The sequence below is a fragment of the Cryptosporangium minutisporangium genome, from assembly GCF_039536245.1.
Lineage (GTDB): Bacteria > Actinomycetota > Actinomycetes > Mycobacteriales > Cryptosporangiaceae > Cryptosporangium > Cryptosporangium minutisporangium.
Genome location: NZ_BAAAYN010000064.1, coordinates 93,827 through 113,147, shown reverse-complemented (window position 1 = coordinate 113,147; position 19,321 = coordinate 93,827). Strand labels below are relative to the sequence as shown.

The following is a 19,321-nucleotide window of genomic DNA, read 5'->3' as shown; positions in this document are numbered from 1 at the left end:
GAATCTGGTGGTACGCCGTGCGACGTGGGGTCGGGTATCGCCTCAGACTCGGGGCTTTATTCGCCCGTTGCCTTGGCGATGATCTCCTTCGCGACGTTCGTGGGAACCTCGGCGTAGGAGTCGAACTGCATCGAGTAGCTCGCCCGGCCCTGGGTCTTCGACCGGAGGTCTCCGACGTAGCCGAACATCTCGGAGAGCGGAACCAGGGCCCGGACGACGCGGGCTCCGCCGCGCTCCTCCATCGCCTGGATCTGACCGCGCCGCGAGTTGAGGTCGCCGATCACATCGCCCATGTTCTCTTCGGGCGTGGTGACCTCGACGGCCATCATCGGCTCGAGCAGCGCGGGGTCGGCCTTGCGAGCCGCTTCCTTGAGCGCCATCGAACCGGCGATCTTGAAGGCCATCTCAGAAGAGTCGACCTCGTGGTACTGACCGTCGACCAGCGTGAACTTGATGCCGACGAGCGGGTAACCGGCCAGCACGCCGTACTGCATCGCGTCCTGGGCGCCGGCGTCCACCGACGGGATGTACTCCCGCGGGACCCGGCCACCGGTGACCTTGTTCTCGAACTCGTAGCTCGGCGCGTCCCCGTCCTGCGGGATCGGCTCGAGGTTGATCTTCACCTTCGCGAACTGACCCGAACCACCGGTCTGCTTCTTGTGAGTGAAGTCGTAACCCTCGACCGAGCGACGGATGGTCTCGCGGTAGGCCACCTGCGGCTTACCGACGTTCGCCTCGACGTTGAACTCGCGCCGCATACGGTCGACCAGCACCTCGAGGTGCAGCTCGCCCATGCCGCCGATGACCGTCTGACCGGTCTCCTCGTCGTTGTGGACCTTGAACGTCGGGTCTTCCTGCGCGAGTTTCTGGATCGCGGTGCCCAGTTTCTCCTGGTCAGCCTTGGTCTTCGGCTCGATGGCCACCTCGATGACCGGCGCCGGGAACGTCATCGACTCGAGGATGATCGGGTTCGACGGGTCGCTCAGGGTGTCACCGGTGGTGGTCTGCTTCAGGCCCTGCACCGCGACGATGTCGCCGGCGCCGACGCTCGGCAGCTCCTCACGCTTGATCGCGTGCATCTGGTAGATCTTCCCGACCCGCTCCTTGCGGTCCTTGGTCGAGTTGATCACCTGGGTGCCCGAGTCCAGCCGTCCGGAGTAGATCCGGAGGTAGGTCAGCGTGCCGAGGTGCTTGTCGGACTGGATCTTGAACGCCAGCGCGCTGAACGGCTCCTTCTCGTCCGAGTGACGCGCGGCCGGGGTCTCCCCGTCCATCAGCGTGCCGTCGATCGAGGGGAGGTCGAGCGGGCTCGGCAGGAAGTCGACGACCGCGTCGAGCATGGGCTGGACGCCCTTGTTCTTGAACGCGGAGCCGCAGACGACCGGGTTGACCTTGTCGGCGAGCGTGGCCCGACGGATCGCGGCCTTCAGCGTCTCGACCGAGATCTCCTCACCCTCGAGGTAGGCCTCGGCGATCGAGTCGTCGACGTCGGACATCGTCTCGAGAAGCTTCTCGCGCCACTCGTTGGCCTGGTCGATCAGATCCGCGGGGATCTCCTCGACCGCGTAGTCCTCACCCTTCTGGGTCTCGCCACGCCAGGTCAGCGCGCGCATACCCACCAGGTCGACGACACCGATGTGGTCGCCCTCGAGGCCGATCGGGATCTGCAGAACGGCCGGCGTGGAGTTCAGCCGGTCGATCATCATCTCGACGCAGCGGAAGAAGTCCGCGCCCGTGCGGTCGAGCTTGTTGACGAAGCACATCCGCGGCACGTGGTACTTGTCCGCCTGCCGCCAGACGTTCTCGGTCTGCGGCTCGACGCCGGCCACACCGTCGTAGACGGCGACGGCACCGTCGAGCACCCGCAGCGAACGCTCCACCTCGACGGTGAAGTCGACGTGGCCCGGGGTGTCGATGATGTTGATGCGGTGGTCGTGCCAGTAGCAAGTCGTCGCGGCCGACGTGATCGTGATGCCGCGCTCCTGCTCCTGCTCCATCCAGTCCATGGTGGCTGCGCCATCGTGGACTTCACCGATCTTGTAGTTGATACCGGTGTAGAAGAGGATCCGCTCGGTCGTCGTCGTCTTGCCCGCGTCGATGTGGGCCATGATCCCGATGTTGCGGACCTTGGCCAGGGCGGCGTTGTTGCCAGCCATCAATCTTGCCTTTCAGCTTCGAGTGCGGGACGCGGATTACCAGCGGTAGTGCGCGAAGGCCTTGTTGGACTCGGCCATCTTGTGCGTGTCCTCGCGCCGCTTGACACTCGCGCCGAGACCGTTGCTCGCGTCCAGAAGTTCGTTCATCAGGCGCTCGGTCATCGTCTTCTCACGACGAGCCCGGCTGTACTGGATCAGCCAACGGAGCGCGAGCGTGGTGCTGCGACCGGGCCGAACCTCGACCGGAACCTGGTAGGTGGCGCCACCGACACGGCGGCTGCGCACCTCGAGGGCCGGCTTCACGTTGTCGAGCGCGCGCTTCAGCGTGACGACCGGGTCGTTGCCGGTCTTCTCGCGGGCACCCTCGAGAGCCCCGTAAACGATGCGCTCCGCCACGGACCGCTTGCCACTCATCAGGACCTTGTTGATCAGCTGGGTGACGAGCGGCGAGTTGTACACGGGGTCGATGACCACCGCGTGCTTCGGAGCGGGACCCTTGCGGGGCATATCAGCTCTTCTCCTTCTTCGCGCCGTACCGGCTGCGGGCCTGCTTGCGGTTACGGACACCCTGGGTGTCCAGCGAGCCGCGAATGATCTTGTAGCGAACGCCGGGCAGGTCCTTCACACGACCGCCACGGACCAGCACGATCGAGTGCTCCTGGAGGTTGTGACCAACGCCCGGGATGTATGCGGTGACCTCGACGCCACTGCTCAACTTGACACGCGCCACCTTCCGCAGAGCCGAGTTCGGCTTCTTGGGCGTGGTGGTGTAGACGCGCGTGCACACGCCACGGCGCTGCGGGCTGCCCTTGAGCGCAGGAGTCTTGGTCTTCTCGACCTTGTCCTGCCGGCCCTTGCGGACCAACTGCTGGATCGTGGGCACCGGGTCTCCGCTTTCTTCTCGACTAATTGTCCTCGTGTTGAGCCAGATGTCCGGCTCCTCCGACCCCCGCGGTCGGGCGTGTCGCGCTGCCCGCAGGGCAAGAGTCTGCGAACAGACTCCAGGGGAGGCCGCACACCTCTTGCAAGGCGTGCGAGCATGCCCGGGCAGTACCCAGGCACGAAAACCAAGACTACCTACGGCCTGACCACAGGTCAAAACGACTACCAGAGCCCCCTTGCCGGGCCTCGGTAGTGCGTGTTACCGCCGGTTGCGTCCCTGTCCTCCGGAGACCGGAGAACCGACCACCCGACGTTCCTGTCCAGGTTCACACCCACGACTTGCGACCGCAGGTAGGCACCGCTCGCAACATTACCTCGCTTACCACCAACCTGCCACATCCCGCCAGCGGGTTCGGGCATCCCGAGCAGGCTTCTCCGGCCGGAAACACGACGTCGCCCGGCACCCTGAGGGGTGCCGGGCGACGTCGATGCGCGGATCAGCCGTTCAGGGCAGCCAGACCCACGATGCCGAGAATCATCAGGAGCAGGCCCAGACCAGCGCCGATACCGCCGGCGATCATGCCGGCCAGCGCCTGCTGCTTACCGCCGAGCGCTCCGCCGGAGGCGTCGATCTTCTTCCGGCTGAGGACGCCGAGCGTGACCCCGGCACCACCTGCGATGATCGCGATGAAGCCGATCGGCCAGACACAGCAGGTCAGCAGCGCGGTCACCGCCGACACGATGCCGGCGATCATCGAGAACAGGGCGAACTGCTCGTTCGGAGGCTTGGGGGCCCCGAACCCGCCACCGCCGCCGGGGTAACCGGACTGCGGGTAGCCCGGCGCACCGTAGCCGGACGTCGGAGCTGCCGCCCCCGCTCCGTAGCCGGAGGTGGGCGGAGCCCCGTAGCCGGACGTCGGCGCGGCCTGGTTGGGGTCGTAACCGTACGAAGGCTGAGCACCGTACCCGGAGGTCGGCGTCGCGCCGTAGCCCGACGTCGGAGCCGGGTTGTTCGGGTCGTAACCGCCGCCGCCGTAACCGGAGGTCGGGTTCGACGCGCCCGGCCCGTACCCGGAGGTCGGCGCCGCCGGGTTGTTCGGGTCGTACCCCGGCGTCTGGTCGGCACCGGCACCCCACGGCGAGCCGTAGCCCGACGTCGGCGCGGCCGGGTTGGTGTTCGGGTCGTAGCCGCCACCACCCTGGCCGTACGGCTGCTGCTGCCCGTACTGGGGGTCCTGCCCGTACTGGGGCTGCTGGCCGTAGGAGGGCTGCTGACCGTAGCCACCGGTGGACGGCGGCTCCTGGGACGGCGAGCTCCCGTACGGGTGGGCACCGCCACCGCTGCCGTACTGCGTGCCGCCACCGTACTGGCCACCGCCGTACTGCTGGTTCGGGTCGCCGTACTGCGACGGCGGAGGCGTCGCCGGCTGGCCGTAGGGGCTGTCGGGCGCCTGACCGTAGTCGGGGACGCTGAAGTTGGGGGTCTGGGGCGCCGGCGGCGCGGAGGGGTTGTTGTAGTCGGGGAAGCTGAATCCGCTCGGCGGCTCCTCACCAGGGCGACCCTGACGCTCGCGCGGGTCGTAGGGCTGGGCCGGCTCAGAGCCAGGTCGGTCGGTCATCTCTCTCCTCGTCAGACGCGGCGCTGTGGGTGCAGCCGCGCTCCCTGCCACGGTTCCGCCATTTGCAGCGGTTAGTTTCCGCCATCAGTTGACGTTCTCGTCGTACTGCGGTCCGTCCCCCACGGACCCGATCAGCAGCCCGATCACGACCGCCACGATCACGATCGCGCTCACCCCCACCGCGACCCAACTCAGGATCTCCCCCGCCCGCAGCGCGCGGCCGCCGGTCAGGAACCCGGCCGCGACGGTGATCTCCGCACGGGCCGGACGGACCAGGGCGAGCCCGGCCAGGCCGGGCACCAACCCTCCCCCACAGAACATGAGCAGAACTCCGACGACGCCCAGCGCGAGAACTGCCCACGCTTTGGTCGACGGCGTCTCGTCCGGATCTGCCGGGTGTCGCTCGACCGCCCGCGGGCCGTCGGTCGCAGGCACGCCGACCGGCGGACGCTCACCGCCCTCGGGCACGTACCGGCCGTTGCCGGGCGGCTGCGCCGGGCCACCGAAGGGCTGCGCCGAGCCGCCGGGCGACGGTGTTTCGAGGACCTCCGGCACCGGCGCCGTGAGGCCCGCCTCGGGCGGCGCCTGCCCCGGAGCGGGTCGAGCCCACGGCGAGCGCGGCCCTGCTACTGAGGGCTGGGTCTCGGTCATCGTCACCTCCCGCCGACCACGAACACCCGAAACTGCATCGTGCCATCATCCCCCGACACGTTCCGAGCCCGAACGGAGGTCGGCGCTCCGACCGATCGCGGGGAAGTCAACCTCTCACCGGGAGGTTCGGCGTCAACTTCCGACAATTGGTCATCAGCACCGCGGAAACGGCGATGGCCGCCCGGGGCAAGCCCCGAGCGGCCATCGTCACTACGTCAGCGGTTGAAACTGCCGTAGTCGAAGTCGTCCAGCGGAACGGCCTGGCCGGAGCCGGTGCCAAAACCGCCGTACTCGACGTCGTCGTAGGGCGTCATCGAGTAGACCTGAGCCCGCGCCTCCTCGGTCGGCTCCACCCGGATGTTGCGGTAGCGGGAGATACCCGTACCGGCCGGGATCAGCTTTCCGATGATCACGTTCTCCTTGAGACCGATCAGCGAGTCGCTGCGCGCGTTGATCGCCGCGTCGGTGAGCACCCGGGTGGTCTCCTGGAAGGAGGCCGCCGAGAGCCACGACTCGGTCGCCAGCGACGCCTTGGTGATACCCATCAGGATCGGACGACCCGAAGCCGGCTCGCCGCCCTCGGCCACCACCCGACGGTTCTCCGACTCGAACATCGGCCGCTCGATCGGGGCACCGGGCAGGAACTCGGTGGCACCCGAGTCGATGATGATCACCCGGCGGAGCATCTGCCGGACGATGATCTCGACGTGCTTGTCGTGGATCGGCTGGCCCTGCGACCGGTACACGTTCTGCACCTCGTTGACCAGGTGCAGCTGCACGGCACGCGGGCCCATGATGCGGAGCACCTCGTGCGGGTCGACCACACCGTCGGTGAGCTGCTGGCCCACCGTGACGTGCTCGCCGTCGGCCACCCGCATGCGCACGCGCCGCGAGAGCTTGTCGTAGGCGATCTCCTCCGACCCGTCGTCCGGGACGATGACGATCTTCCGCGACTTCTCGGTCTCCTCGATGCGGATCCGGCCGGCCATCTCCGCGATCGGGGCCTTGCCCTTGGGGACACGGGCCTCGAACAGCTCGACCACACGCGGCAGACCCTGCGTGATGTCGTCACCCGCCACACCACCGGTGTGGAAGGTACGCATCGTCAGCTGGGTGCCGGGCTCACCGATCGACTGGGCGGCGATGATGCCGACCGCCTCGCCGACGTCGACCAGCTTGCCGGTCGCGAGCGAACGCCCGTAGCAGTACGAGCACACACCCATCGCCGACTCGCAGGTCAGCACCGAGCGAACCTTGACCTCCTTGACGCCGGCCTTGACCAGCGCGTCGATCAGGACGTCACCGAGGTCCGACCCCGCCGGGGCCACCACGACGCCGTCCGGGCTCTTCGCGTCGGTCGCGAGCGTCCGCGCGTAAGAGTTCGTCTCGACGTGCTGGTGCTTGGTCAGCGAGCCGTCAGCGGCCTCGGTCGCGATCGGAACCGAGACACCGCGCTCGGTGCCACAGTTCTCCTCGCGGATGATGACGTCCTGGGAGACGTCCACCAGACGACGGGTCAGGTAACCCGAGTCGGCGGTCCGCAGCGCGGTGTCGGCCAGACCCTTACGGGCACCGTGGGTGGAGATGAAGTACTCCAGCACCGACAGGCCCTCACGGAACGAGGACTTGATCGGACGCGGGATCGTCTCACCCTTGGGGTTGGCGACCAGACCACGGATACCGGCAATCTGCCGGACCTGGATCATGTTTCCGCGAGCACCCGAGTTGACCATCATCCAGATCGGGTTGGTCTCCGGGAAGTTCGCCTCCATGGCCTTGGCGACCTCGTTCGTCGCCTTGGTCCAGATCTCGATGAGCTCCTGCCGGCGCTCCTCACCAGTGATCACACCGCGCTGGTACTGACGCTCGATCTTGTCGGCGTCCTTCTCGTAGCGGTCGAGGATCTCCGGCTTGGTCGGCGGAGTCACGACGTCGTCGATCGAGATCGTGACGCCCGCCCGGGTCGCCCACCGGAAGCCGTACGCCTTGAGGGCGTCCAGCGTCGCGGCGACCTGCACCTTCGGGTACCGCTCGGCGAGGTCGTTGACGATCGCCGAGAGCTGCGGCTTGCGCACCTCGTAGTTGACGAAGCGGTAGTCGGTCGGGAGCGTCTCGTTGAAGAACACCCGGCCGAGCGTCGTCTCGACGAGCAGCGGCGAACCCGGCTCCCAGTCCTCCGGCGCGACCCACGGCTCGGCACCCGCGCCGTTGTCCACGTTCGGGGCACCGTCGATCCGGATCCTCACCGGGGTCTGCAGGTCCAGCTCACCCAGGTCGTACGCCATGACCGCCTCGGCGTCCGAGCCGAACACCCGGCCCTCACCGACGCGACCCTTGCGGACCGCGGTCAGGTGGTAGAGGCCCAGCACCATGTCCTGGGTCGGCGAGGTGATCGGACGACCCGACGCCGGCGACAGGATGTTGTTGCTGGACAGCATCAGCACCCGGGCCTCGGCCTGCGCCTCGGCCGACAGCGGCAGGTGCACCGCCATCTGGTCACCGTCGAAGTCCGCGTTGAACGCGGTGCAGACGAGCGGGTGGATCTGGATCGCCTTGCCCTCGACCAGCTGCGGCTCGAAGGCCTGGATGCCCAGACGGTGCAGGGTCGGCGCCCGGTTGAGCAGCACCGGGTGCTCGGAGATGACCTCTTCGAGCACGTCCCAGACGACCGGGCGCGCACGCTCGACCATCCGCTTCGCCGACTTGATGTTCTGCGCGTGGTTCAGGTCCACCAGGCGCTTCATCACGAACGGCTTGAACAGCTCCAGCGCCATGTAGCGCGGCAGACCGCACTGGTGCAGCTTGAGCTGCGGGCCGACGACGATGACCGAACGGCCGGAGTAGTCGACGCGCTTACCGAGCAGGTTCTGGCGGAACCGACCCTGCTTGCCCTTGAGCATGTCGGACAGTGACTTCAACGGACGGTTACCCGGGCCGGTGACCGGCCGGCCGCGACGGCCGTTGTCGAACAGCGCGTCGACGGCCTCCTGCAGCATCCGCTTCTCGTTGTTGACGATGATCTCCGGCGCGCCCAGGTCGAGCAGGCGCTTGAGCCGGTTGTTCCGGTTGATCACCCGGCGGTACAGGTCGTTCAGGTCGCTGGTGGCGAAGCGGCCACCGTCGAGCTGGACCATCGGCCGCAGGTCCGGCGGGATCACCGGGATGCAGTCGAGCACCATGCCCATGGGCGAGTTACGGGTGTTCAGGAACGCCGCGACGACCTTGAGCCGCTTGAGCGCCCGGATCTTCTTCTGGCCCTTGCCCGACCGGATGGTCTCGCGCAGGCTCTCCGCCTCGTTGTCGAGGTCGAAACCCTCCAGCAGCTTCTGCAGCGCCTCGGCGCCCATGCCACCGGTGAAGTACTCGCCGAACCGGTCACGCAGCTCGCGGAACAGGAGCTCGTCCGGGATCAGCTGCTTGACCTCGAGCTTGCGGAAGGTGTCGAGGACCTCGTCGAGACGGTCGATCTCCCGCTGCGCACGGTCGCGCAGCTGGCGCATCTCGCGCTCGCCGCCCTCCTTGACCTTCCGGCGGACGTCGCTCTTGGCGCCCTCGGCCTCGAGCTCGGCCAGGTCGGCCTCGAGCTTCTTGGCACGGGCGTCGATGTCGGCGTCCCGGCGCTCCTCGACCCGACGACGCTCGACGGCGATCTCCGCCTCGATCGTCGACATGTCGCGGTGCCGCGCCTCGGTGTCGACCGCGGTGATCAGGTACGCCGCGAAGTAGATGATCTTCTCGAGGTCTTTGGGAGCCAGGTCGAGCAGGTAGCCCAACCGGCTCGGGACGCCCTTGAAGTACCAGATGTGCGTGACAGGGGCGGCCAGCTCGATGTGCCCCATCCGCTCACGGCGGACCTTGGCCCGGGTCACCTCGACGCCGCAGCGCTCACAGATGATGCCCTTGAACCGGACGCGCTTGTACTTACCGCAGTAGCACTCCCAGTCCCGGGTGGGGCCGAAGATCTTCTCGCAGAAGAGTCCGTCCTTTTCCGGCTTCAGCGTGCGGTAGTTGATGGTCTCCGGCTTCTTCACCTCGCCGTGCGACCACTGACGGATGTCGTCGGCCGTCGCGAGGCCAATACGCAGCTCGTCAAAGAAGTTGACGTCAAGCACGTGTTTCAGTCCCTCTTCTAGAGGTTTTGTACTGCCATCTTGTGAAAGCTTGAGCTGCTGGGGGAATTCGGCCGCCGTCACCGACGGCCGGGCTCCCCCACCTATCACACCTCTTCGACGCTGCTCGGCTCGCGACGAGACAGGTCGATGCCCAGCTCCTCGGCGGCCCGGAACACCTCGTCGTCCGAGTCACGCATCTCCAGCGCCACGCCGTCACTCGAGAGGACCTCGACGTTCAGGCAGAGCGACTGGAGCTCCTTGAGCAGAACCTTGAACGACTCCGGAATGCCCGGCTCGGGGATGTTCTCGCCCTTGACGATTGCCTCGTAGACCTTCACTCGACCGAGGACGTCGTCGGACTTGATCGTCAGCAGCTCCTGCAGCGCGTAGGCCGCGCCGTAGGCCTGCATCGCCCAGCACTCCATCTCACCGAAGCGCTGACCACCGAACTGCGCCTTACCACCCAGCGGCTGCTGCGTGATCATCGAGTACGGGCCGGTCGACCGAGCGTGGATCTTGTCGTCGACCAGGTGGAGCAGCTTCAGGATGTAGATGTAACCGACGCTGACCGGCTCCGGGAACGGCTCGCCGGAACGGCCGTCGAACAGACGGGCCTTACCACCGGCGTTGACCATCCGGTCGCCGTCGCGGTTCGGGATCGTCGAGGCCAGCAGGCCGGTGATCTCCTCCTCGCGGGCACCGTCGAACACCGGGGTTGCGGTGTTCACGTTCGGCTCGGCCTCGGCCGCACCGATCCGGTTGAGCTCCTTCTTCCACTCCTCGTCGCCGCCCTCGACCTTCCAGCCCTGGGACGCGATCCAGCCGAGGTGTGTCTCCAGTACCTGGCCGAGGTTCATCCGGCCCGGGACGCCGAGCGGGTTGAGCACGATGTCGACCGCCGTGCCGTCCTCGAGGAACGGCATGTCCTCGACCGGAAGGATCTTGGAGATGACGCCCTTGTTGCCGTGCCGGCCGGCGAGCTTGTCGCCGTCCTGGATCTTCCGCTTCTGGGCGACGTAGACCCGGACCAGCTCGTTCACGCCCGGCGAGAGCTCGGCGCCCTCGTCCCGGCTGAACACGCTGACGCCGATGACCTTGCCGGACTCACCGTGCGGAACCTTGAGCGAGGTGTCGCGGACCTCGCGCGCCTTCTCACCGAAGATCGCGCGGAGCAGCCGCTCCTCCGGGGTCAGCTCGGTCTCACCCTTCGGGGTGACCTTGCCGACCAGGATGTCGCCGGTGGTGACGTCGGCACCGATCCGGACGATGCCCCGCTCGTCGAGGTCGGCCAGGACCTCCTCGGAGACGTTCGGGATGTCCCGGGTGATCTCCTCGGCGCCCAGCTTGGTGTCGCGGGCGTCGACCTCGTGCTCCTCGATGTGGATCGAGGTGAGGACGTCGTCCTGGACCAGACGCTGGCTGAGGATGATCGCGTCCTCGTAGTTGTGGCCCTCCCACGGCATGAACGCGACCAGCAGGTTCTTGCCGAGCGCCATCTCGCCCTCGTCGGTGCAGGGACCGTCGGCGATGACGCCGCCCTTCTCGATCCGCTGCCCCTCCTCGACCAGCGGCCGCTGGTTGATCGCGGTGCCCTGGTTCGAGCGACGGAACTTGTGCAGCAGGTACGTGCGGCGGGTGCCGTCGTCGTGCATCAGCGTGACGTAGTCCGCGCAGACGTCCTCGACCACACCGGCCTGCTCGGCCAGCACGACGTCACCGGCGTCCTGCGCGGCGCGCGCCTCCATGCCGGTACCGACCAGCGGCGACTCGCTGCGCAGCAGCGGCACCGCCTGACGCTGCATGTTCGCGCCCATCAGCGCACGGTTGGCGTCGTCGTGCTCGAGGAACGGGATCATCGCGGTCGCGACCGAGACCATCTGCCGCGGCGAGACGTCCATGTAGTCGACCTGGTCACCAGGGACGTAGTCGACCTCACCGCCCTTACGGCGGACCAGGACGCGGTCCTCGGTGAAGCGGCCGGTCACGTCGAGCAGGGCGTTGGCCTGCGCCTTGACGAACCGGTCCTCCTCGTCCGCGGTCAGGTAGTCGATCTGCGACGTCACGACGCCGTTCTCGACCTTGCGGTACGGCGTCTCGATGAAGCCGAACGGGTTGACCCGCGCGAACGTCGAGAGCGCACCGATCAGACCGATGTTCGGGCCTTCCGGGGTCTCGATCGGGCACATCCGGCCGTAGTGGCTCGGGTGCACGTCACGGACCTCGAAGCCGGCCCGCTCACGGGACAGACCACCGGGGCCCAGCGCCGAGAGCCGGCGCCGGTGGGTGAGGCCACCCAGCGGGTTGGTCTGGTCCATGAACTGCGACAGCTGGCTGGTGCCGAAGAACTCCTTGATGGAGGCGACGACCGGCCGGATGTTGATCAGCGTCTGCGGCGTGATCGCCTCGACGTCCTGCGTCGTCATCCGCTCACGGACGACCCGCTCCATCCGGGAGAGGCCCACCCGGACCTGGTTCTGGATGAGCTCGCCGACCGTGCGCAGGCGCCGGTTACCGAAGTGGTCGATGTCGTCGGACTCGTAGCCCTCTTCACCGACGTGCAGCTTCACCAGGTAGTCGATCGTCGCGACGATGTCGTCCTCGGTGAGGACGCCGGTCGTGATCGGCACCCCGACTTCCAGCTTCTTGTTCACCTTGTAACGACCGACCTTGGCCAGGTCGTACCGCTTCGGGTTGAAGAAGAGGTTGTCGAGCAGCGTCTGGGCGTTCTCGCGCGTCGGCGGCTCGCCCGGACGCAGCTTGCGGTAGATGTCGAGCAGCGCCTCGTCCTGGGTCTGGACGTGGTCCTTCTCCAGGGTGGCGAGCACGATCTCCGAGTGGGCGAAGCGCTCCCGGATCCGCTCCGGGGTCCAGCCGAGTGCCTTGAGCAGGACGGTCACGGCCTGGCGACGCTTGCGGTCGATCCGGACGCCGATCGTGTCGCGCTTGTCGACGTCGAACTCGAGCCAGGCGCCCCGGCTCGGGATCACCTTGACGCTGGTGACGTCCTTGTCCGAGGTCTTGTCGGGCTGCCGGTCGAAGTACACACCGGGAGAGCGGACGAGCTGCGAGACGACGACCCGCTCGGTGCCGTTGATGATGAAGGTGCCCTTCGGCGTCATCATCGGGAAGTCGCCCATGAACACGGTCTGGCTCTTGATCTCGCCAGTGGTGTTGTTCGTGAACTCCGCCGTCACGAACAGCGGAGCGCAGTAGGTGAGGTCCTTCTCCTTGCACTCCTCGATCGAGGCCTTGACCTCTTCGAAACGAGGGTTGGAGAAGGACAGGGACATCGACCCCGAGAAGTCCTCGATCGGGGAGATCTCCGTCAAAATTTCTTCGAGTCCGGCAACCGAAGAAGGGTCGCCGGCGACCCGGGACCGCCAGGCGTCGTTGCCAACGAGCCAGTCGAACGAGTCCGTCTGGAGTGCCAGCAGGTTCGGCACCTCGAGCTGTTCGGCGATCTTCCCGAACGAGATGCGTTGCGGCTTGCCGGCGGCGGTGCGGGGAGGAGTGTTGGTGCCGGGGCGGGAGACTGCCAAGATGCGTCCTTCCGAGGACCTGCGGATCCGAACGGTCGTCGTGCGCGCACTCCGATCAACCCCCGTCAAGCGGAGGGTCGAAAGGCAGAAGGCAGCGCAAACTAGCAGTGTAGCCGCAAGGCACACTACTGTCGAATCCCCTGGCCCGCGGCGTGACACCCCGTTCGCCAGCCGCGCACTCGAACCGAACTCCCGGTAGATCCGTGTTCCCCGCGACGTACGTCCGCGGAAACCTCGGGGGGACGACGGGAGCCGACCCGAACCTCGTCTCGCCGCGCACCTCGACGGGACGCAATACCGGTCCTAAATTACAGGGCCGTACTTCACGTGCTCGTCACGCTCAGCCACCGAGCATGTGCACCGGCTGGGCGCTACGAGAAGAGCGTGCCTGTGCCGGTCCCCCACGTCAAGAGGCGCGCCCCAGGTGGGGGGATACCTCACCGGCTTAAGTGCCCCCTGGCCGGTCGGAGGATGAGCTGGAGGGGCGGCCGCAGTCAATCGGGCGTGACGGGCTGGAAGTGGACGATGCACCAGTTCGAGACGCCTGCGTCCGCTGTGGCGTCCGATTGCTCCTGGCGCGAAGCCGCCGACCGCGGAGCCGGGCGGCGAACCGAGCGCGTCCGCGGAGCGTTTCACCTCACAGCGGGACTTCGGTTGGCACTTTCCGGGGATGGGTACGTTAGCCGGTCGGACGGGAGTCCCCGCCGGCCGGACGAGGCCCTTCAGCCTTGGCCCGGCGCCGAGCGGCGATCGACGATGACCGCGGAGGCAACAACCGTGTTGACACATGAGCATGCACAGGCACTGGTGCATGCGACCGCGTATGACCAGGCGGGCAGCAAGCTCGGAAAGATCGGTCAGGTCTACCTCGACAACCGGACGCAGGCACCGGAGTGGGTCACGGTGCACACCGGATTGTTCGGGACGAAGGAGAGCTTCGTCCCGGTGGGCGACGCGGAATTGGACGGTGACCGGTTGCGGCTGCCGTACGACAAACAGCTGATCAAGACCGCTCCCGATCTCGATCCGGCCGGGCCCTTCGGTGGCCTGACGCCGGAGCAGGAGCGGGACTTGTACCGGCACTACGGCGTGGAACCACCGGCGCCGCCGGTCGTCTCGGACGCGATCGACCCCGATACCGGGCGGATCAGCTCGTTCGGGCCGGCGACCGCGCTGGACGGGCTGGCCGACGACACGCCGCACGGGGCGGACGGTGGTACGGCTCCGCGTCCGGCGCGTCCGGAGCCACCGCTCGACGATCCGTTCACGGATTCGTTCGTCGCGCCCACGTCGCCGGCCGGTGTGATGCCGCCGCTGGAGGGCTTCCCCGCGTCGGACCCGTTCCCGCCCCGGGAGACGTTCCCGCCGCGCGAGCCGTTCCCGCGAGGGACGGGCCCGGGGACCGTGCCACCGGCGCCCGAGCCCGGCCCGCACAGCGCGGGATCGCCCGGCCCGGGATCGCCCGGCCCGGGCTCGTCCGGCCTGGGCTCGTCCGGCCTGGGCTCGTCCAGCCTGGGCTCGTCCGGCGCACCGACGCAGGAGCGGTTCGGGCCGCACGCCCCGGAAGCGTCCCGGGACGAGGACGCCCGCCGCTTCCCGGCCGCACCCGGATTGCCGTTCCCGCCGGTCAGCCCGGCCGCCCCGACTGCCCCGACCTCTCCGGCCGCCCCTGGCGGCCCCGGCGCGCGGTACGGCCTGGACACCCCGAGCGGCCAGGGCAGCCGCACCGGCGAGCGCACGCACACCGGCCAGGGCCGGCCAGACGGCCATGGCCTGGGCGCTTCCGACGGGGACGCGCCGGGCGCCCAGCCCGAGCGGACGGATCCCCTCGGCTCCGGGCCGGTGCTGCTGGACTTCCGGCCGGTGACCCTCCCGCCGACGCCGACCCCCACGCCGATACCGACGCCGTCCGCGTCCGGAGCCGCGGCCGGGGACGGTGAAGGGGCCGGATCTGCCGCCGACCCCGACCAGGCGGCAGCGACGAGCCCGCTGGTGCCGCTCTACCCTTCCGGCCCCGCCGGCCACGTCGGCCGGCACCGCTCACCCCGCCGCTAGCGCATTCGTCCGGCCGTTCCGAGTTCCGGGAAGTCCACGTCGTCCGCGCACGGCCGACGTGGACTTCCCGAAAACGCACCTCCGCGGCGCACCCACCGGACGTCAGCAGGTCCTGCATTCGGACGACGCTTCCCCATCCGCCGGTGTCCGCCGCGAGAACTCGGAATGATCGGTTTCCGTCAGCGGGGTGACCTGCCGGTGTCCACAACCGGTTCCCGTCCGGCGGCGGACGCACCCGTAAGCGCTATCCTCCCCGCGGGGTGGCCGGGCAAACGATGAGGAGCTGATGGGTTCATGGCGCCGCAGGTGGTGATCCTCGCGGCCGGGCTGGGTACGCGGCTCGGACGTCCGCACCCCAAAACGTTGACTCCGCTGCGCGACGGAAAGAGCATCCTCCGCCACCAGCTGGACCGGATCGGCGCGGCGTTCGGCGGGCAGGCCCGCGTGACGATCGTCGTCGGTTTCAAGATGGACCTGGTCATGGAGGCGGCGCCGGAGGCGCTGTTCGTCTACAACGAGGTCTACGACCAGACGAACACGTGCAAGAGCCTGCTCAAGGCCCTGCGGTTGTCGGCGCCCGGCGGCGTGCTGTGGCTCAACGGCGACGTCGTCTTCGTCGACGGGTTGCTCGAGGCAGTGGCCGAGCAGGTCGACGCAGGCGACAGCTTCATCTGCGTGAACACCGAGTCGGTCGCCGACGAAGAGGTCAAGTACACGCTCGACGGCGACGGCTTCGTAAAGGACCTGTCGAAGCAGGTCCGGGACGGCGCGCTCGGCGAGGCGGTCGGCATCAACTACGTCACCGAGGCCGACAAGGCGACATTGATCGAGCACCTCGACGCCTGCGACGACCAGGACTACTTCGAGCGTGGCGTGGAGACCGCGATCGCCGACGCCGGCAGTAGGTTCCGGGCCGTGGACATTTCTCGCTTCGGTGTTGTCGAGGTCGATTTCGATGCGGATCTCGCACGCGCGAACGAACTGGACGTCGAGACTCGATGACGACACCCCCCGTGACTCCGGCTCCCCCGCGTCCGTCTCAGCGGCCCACCGCCGCCGACTTCCTCGCCCGTAACCGTGGCGGTGGCCTGTTCACCGAGACCGTGAACCAGCGGATCGGCGCTCATCTGGCCGTCGTCGCCCACCGGCTACGGCTGGCGCCGTCCGCGCTGACGCTGATCAACCTGGCGCTGGGGCTGGGCGCCTCGGCCGCGGTCGTGGCGCTGGCACCGGCGGTCGCCCGCGGTGACGTGCGCTCCTGGGTCGTCGGCCTGGTGGCGTTGCTCCTCTGGCACCTCGCGTACAGCCTCGACTGCTCCGACGGGCAGCTGGCCCGGGTCACCGGGATGGCGGGACCGGCCGGCGCCCGGGTCGACGTCCTCTGCGACGTGGCGGTCCAGATCTCCCTGGTGGCGGCGATCTCGTCCACCGCGGTCGCCCAGGTCCCGGACACGCCGGCGTGGTTGGTCGCGCTGTTCGCAGGCACCTGGATGATCAACCTCGTCACGTCGGTGATGGCGTCCGGGACCGCGGCCGCCAGCCTGCTGAAGTCCACGTCGCTACCCATCCGCATCGTCAAATTGATCCGCGACTACGGTGCGGTGGTAACCGCCTGCGGACTGGTGATCGCGTTCCTGCCCGGCTGGACGCCGTGGCTGATGGGCGTCGTCGCTACGGTGAACGGGTTGTTCCTGCTCGCGAGCATCGGCCAGTCCGCACGCAAGGCCGGCCTGGTGGCTCCGCGGCACACCGAGCCCTGACGTGGTGAAGAAGACGTTGTGAAGAAACTGCGGGGGAACAACGCCGCCGGCCTCGCCGATCAGCTGGTCAGTGCCGGGGCGAACGCCGCGACGGGCCTTCTCGTCCTGCCGTTCCTCGCCCCCGCCGAGGCCGGTGCGGTGCTGTTCGCGATCGGCGTCGGCTACTTCGCGATCGGCATCGCGCGGGCGCTGGTCGGCGACGTCTTACTGACCTACTCCGCCCGGTACGGCGACGCCGAGCGGGCCCGGCAAGCCGCCGACGCCACCAAAACCGCCGGGGCGTTGGGGCTGCTAGCGGCTCTGATCGCGGTCGTCGCCTGGGCGACCGGCCCCGACTTCCTCAGCGAGCTCGTCTGGCTGGCGCCGTTCCTGCCGTTCGTTCTGGTGCACGACGCGGGGCGGTACGTCTTCCTCGCCGCCCGGCGGCCGCAGCGGGCCCTGCTGTCCGATCTCACGTACATCGCCGTACAGGGCATCGTGCTGACCGGGCTGCTCGTCGCCGGGTACCGCGACGGGGCGGTGTTCCTCTGCGCGTGGGGGATCGGCGGCATCGCCGGTGCGCTCTCGTTCCTGATCCGCGCGCGGATCAACGTCTTCGACCTCCGCCGGGGCGACCTGCGCGGCTGGGTCAAGGAGACCCGGCACCTCTCCGGCTGGCTGACGCTCACCGCGCTGCTCGGCCAGGCCCAGGTGCAGTTCGTCTACACGCTCGTCACCGGCCTGCTCACACCCACGGCGCTGTCGATGCTGCGGGCCGCCCAGTACGGGCTGCTGATGCCGGCTCAGAACCTGCAGATGGCGGTCTCCAGCCTGCTGGTGCCGCGGATGTCACGACTGGCCGGCGCCGGTGACGCGGCCGGGTTGAGCCGGCTGCTCCGCCGGGCGTTGACCGCCACCGCGCTGTGCGGGCTGGTGCCGGTCGCGTTGTCGCCGCTGGCCGGTCCGGTGCTCGACGCCATCCTGCCGAAGTACGCGCAGGCCGCGACGATCGCGCTTCCGGTGGCGCTGCAGGCCGCGATCTACCTCGTCCAGGTGCCGTTCACCGCGGCGCTACGGGGCATGCAGCGCGTCCGTAGCCTGTTCGTTCAGTACGTCGTTTTCGTCGCCGCGCAGGTGACCTGCTTGATCGCGGGCACGCTCGCCTTCGAGCTGCGGGGCGCCGCCTGGGGCATGATGGCCGGCTCCGCCGTCGGACTCGTGGCGATGGTCGTGCTGTACCGGCGGGCGCACAGCCGGCTCGAACCGACCGACCCCGCTGAGCCGGAGCCGGAGACACCGCCCCAACCCGAGACACCGCCGACCGTGGCCGACGAGAACGCTGGGCCGACGCCCGTACGATGAGCCGCGAACCGCCCGTCCGAGAAACAGAATGGATCTCGCAGTGACCGACCCCAACCTGCCTGCCGTTTCCGACGCATCCTCCGAGTCGGGGCGGCGGGTGGCCTTCGTGACCGGCATCACCGGCCAGGACGGGTCGTACCTGGCCGAGCTGCTGCTCGCGAAGGGCTACGAGGTCCACGGGATCATCCGCCGCGCGTCGATGTTCAACACCGAGCGGCTGGACGCCATCTACCAGGACCCGCACGAGGCCCATCGGCGTCTGTTCCTGCACTACGGCGACGTCACGGACGCCAGCGGGCTGGTCAACGCGATCCGCGACATCCGGCCGACCGAGGTCTACCACCTGGCCGCGCAGAGCCACGTGCGGGTGAGCTTCGACATCCCGGAGTACACCGGCGACACCACGGGCCTCGGCACCGTCCGGCTGCTCGAGGCGATCCGCGCGGCCGGCATCGAGACGCGGTTCTACCAGGCGTCGACGTCCGAGCTGTTCGGGTCGACGCCGCCGCCGCAGAACGAGCAGACGCCGTTCCACCCGCGGAGCCCGTACGGCGTGGCGAAGATGTACTCGTACTGGATGACCGTGAACTACCGCGAGTCCTACGGGATGCACGCGTCGAACGGCATCCTGTTCAACCACGAGTCCCCGCGGCGCGGCGAGACGTTCGTGACCCGGAAGATCACCCGCGCGGTCGCGCGGATCGCGGCGGGGCTGCAGGAAGACCTGTTCCTCGGCAACCTCGATGCGGTGCGCGACTGGGGGTACGCGCCGGAGTACGTCGAGGGCATGTGGCGGATCCTGCAGCAGGACCAGCCGGACGACTACGTGCTGGCGACCGGCGTCCCGGCCACCGTGCGCGACTTCGTGGCCGAGGCGTTCAGCCACGTCGGGCTCGACTGGGAGAAGTACGTCAAGCACGACTCACGCTACGAGCGGCCGGCCGAGGTCGACGCGCTGATCGGTGACCCGGGGAAGGCCGAGCGTCAGCTGGGGTGGAAGACGACGACCGACTGGCGTCGGCTGGCGCAGATCATGGTGGACGCGGACATCCAGCAGCTGGACGACCAGCTGTCCGGCCGCTCCATCCGTCTCGACGACCGGTAACCCTCACCCACCACGAAGGCCGCGCCCCCACCCGGGGGACGCGGCCTTCCGCGTTCTCGACCCCTTCGGGTCTCCCGGAGCACGGATTTACGGCGAATCGG

The 19,321-nt window shown here is 68.5% G+C and carries 12 protein-coding genes; 5 read left to right on the top strand and 7 right to left on the bottom strand.

What is annotated here, in order from left to right:
- Nucleotides 1-56: 56 nt before the first annotated feature.
- From fusA to rpoB, 7 genes are all read right to left on the bottom strand, one after another.
- Complete coding sequence (gene fusA, locus ABEB28_RS38820; RefSeq protein ID WP_345733298.1) at nt 57-2,156, bottom strand: elongation factor G; 2,100 nt, start codon at nt 2,154-2,156, stop codon at nt 57-59.
- Nucleotides 2,157-2,192: 36 nt separating this feature from the next.
- Nucleotides 2,193-2,663: a 30S ribosomal protein S7 gene (gene rpsG, locus ABEB28_RS38815; RefSeq protein WP_345733297.1), complete on the bottom strand. Its 471-nt coding sequence runs from the start codon at nt 2,661-2,663 to the stop codon at nt 2,193-2,195.
- A gap of 1 nt (nt 2,664) precedes the next feature.
- Entirely contained in the window at nt 2,665-3,039 is a 375-nt protein-coding gene (rpsL, locus tag ABEB28_RS38810; RefSeq protein ID WP_035857832.1) for a 30S ribosomal protein S12, read from the bottom strand.
- A gap of 496 nt (nt 3,040-3,535) precedes the next feature.
- Nucleotides 3,536-4,657 (bottom strand): chromosomal replication initiator protein DnaA, encoded by a 1,122-nt coding sequence (locus ABEB28_RS38805; protein WP_345733296.1) that lies wholly within the window; start codon nt 4,655-4,657, stop codon nt 3,536-3,538.
- 84 nt (nt 4,658-4,741) lie between these two features.
- On the bottom strand, nt 4,742-5,308 hold the full coding sequence (locus ABEB28_RS38800) for a hypothetical protein (RefSeq protein WP_345733295.1): 567 nt from the start codon (nt 5,306-5,308) through the stop codon (nt 4,742-4,744).
- 215 nt (nt 5,309-5,523) lie between these two features.
- The gene (locus ABEB28_RS38795) at nt 5,524-9,420 is read right to left on the bottom strand and encodes a DNA-directed RNA polymerase subunit beta' (RefSeq protein WP_345733294.1); all 3,897 of its coding nucleotides are present in this window, start codon (nt 9,418-9,420) and stop codon (nt 5,524-5,526) included.
- 104 nt (nt 9,421-9,524) lie between these two features.
- On the bottom strand, nt 9,525-12,959 hold the full coding sequence (rpoB, locus tag ABEB28_RS38790) for a DNA-directed RNA polymerase subunit beta (RefSeq protein ID WP_345733293.1): 3,435 nt from the start codon (nt 12,957-12,959) through the stop codon (nt 9,525-9,527).
- An 807-nt stretch (nt 12,960-13,766) separates the two neighbouring features.
- On the opposite strand from rpoB, the gene ABEB28_RS38785 reads away from it, so the two are divergent.
- From ABEB28_RS38785 to gmd, 5 genes are all read left to right on the top strand, one after another.
- Nucleotides 13,767-15,014: a PRC-barrel domain-containing protein gene (locus ABEB28_RS38785; protein WP_345733292.1), complete on the top strand. Its 1,248-nt coding sequence runs from the start codon at nt 13,767-13,769 to the stop codon at nt 15,012-15,014.
- A gap of 294 nt (nt 15,015-15,308) precedes the next feature.
- Nucleotides 15,309-16,016, top strand: a complete 708-nt coding sequence (locus tag ABEB28_RS38780) for a phosphocholine cytidylyltransferase family protein (RefSeq protein WP_345733291.1) — start codon at nt 15,309-15,311, stop codon at nt 16,014-16,016.
- Nucleotides 16,013-16,774 (top strand): CDP-alcohol phosphatidyltransferase family protein, encoded by a 762-nt coding sequence (locus tag ABEB28_RS38775; protein WP_345733290.1) that lies wholly within the window; start codon nt 16,013-16,015, stop codon nt 16,772-16,774. Before ABEB28_RS38780 ends, ABEB28_RS38775 begins: the two co-directional genes overlap by 4 nt.
- An 18-nt stretch (nt 16,775-16,792) precedes the next feature.
- On the top strand, nt 16,793-18,115 hold the full coding sequence (locus ABEB28_RS38770; protein ID WP_345733289.1) for an MATE family efflux transporter: 1,323 nt from the start codon (nt 16,793-16,795) through the stop codon (nt 18,113-18,115).
- Between the two features lie 40 nt (nt 18,116-18,155).
- Complete coding sequence (gene gmd / locus ABEB28_RS38765; RefSeq protein WP_376980359.1) at nt 18,156-19,220, top strand: GDP-mannose 4,6-dehydratase; 1,065 nt, start codon at nt 18,156-18,158, stop codon at nt 19,218-19,220.
- Nucleotides 19,221-19,321 lie beyond the last annotated feature (101 nt).

What these genes read in the sequence shown, in the direction of transcription:
- fusA (WP_345733298.1), bottom strand. Translation starts at nt 2,156, where the DNA reads ATGGCTGGCAACAACGCCGCCCTGGCCAAGGTCCGCAACATCGGGATC.
- ABEB28_RS38800 (WP_345733295.1), bottom strand. Translation starts at nt 5,308, where the DNA reads ATGACCGAGACCCAGCCCTCAGTAGCAGGGCCGCGCTCGCCGTGGGCT.
- ABEB28_RS38775 (WP_345733290.1), top strand. Translation starts at nt 16,013, where the DNA reads ATGACGACACCCCCCGTGACTCCGGCTCCCCCGCGTCCGTCTCAGCGG.
- rpsG (WP_345733297.1), bottom strand. Translation starts at nt 2,663, where the DNA reads ATGCCCCGCAAGGGTCCCGCTCCGAAGCACGCGGTGGTCATCGACCCC.
- ABEB28_RS38805 (WP_345733296.1), bottom strand. Translation starts at nt 4,657, where the DNA reads ATGACCGACCGACCTGGCTCTGAGCCGGCCCAGCCCTACGACCCGCGC.
- ABEB28_RS38780 (WP_345733291.1), top strand. Translation starts at nt 15,309, where the DNA reads ATGGCGCCGCAGGTGGTGATCCTCGCGGCCGGGCTGGGTACGCGGCTC.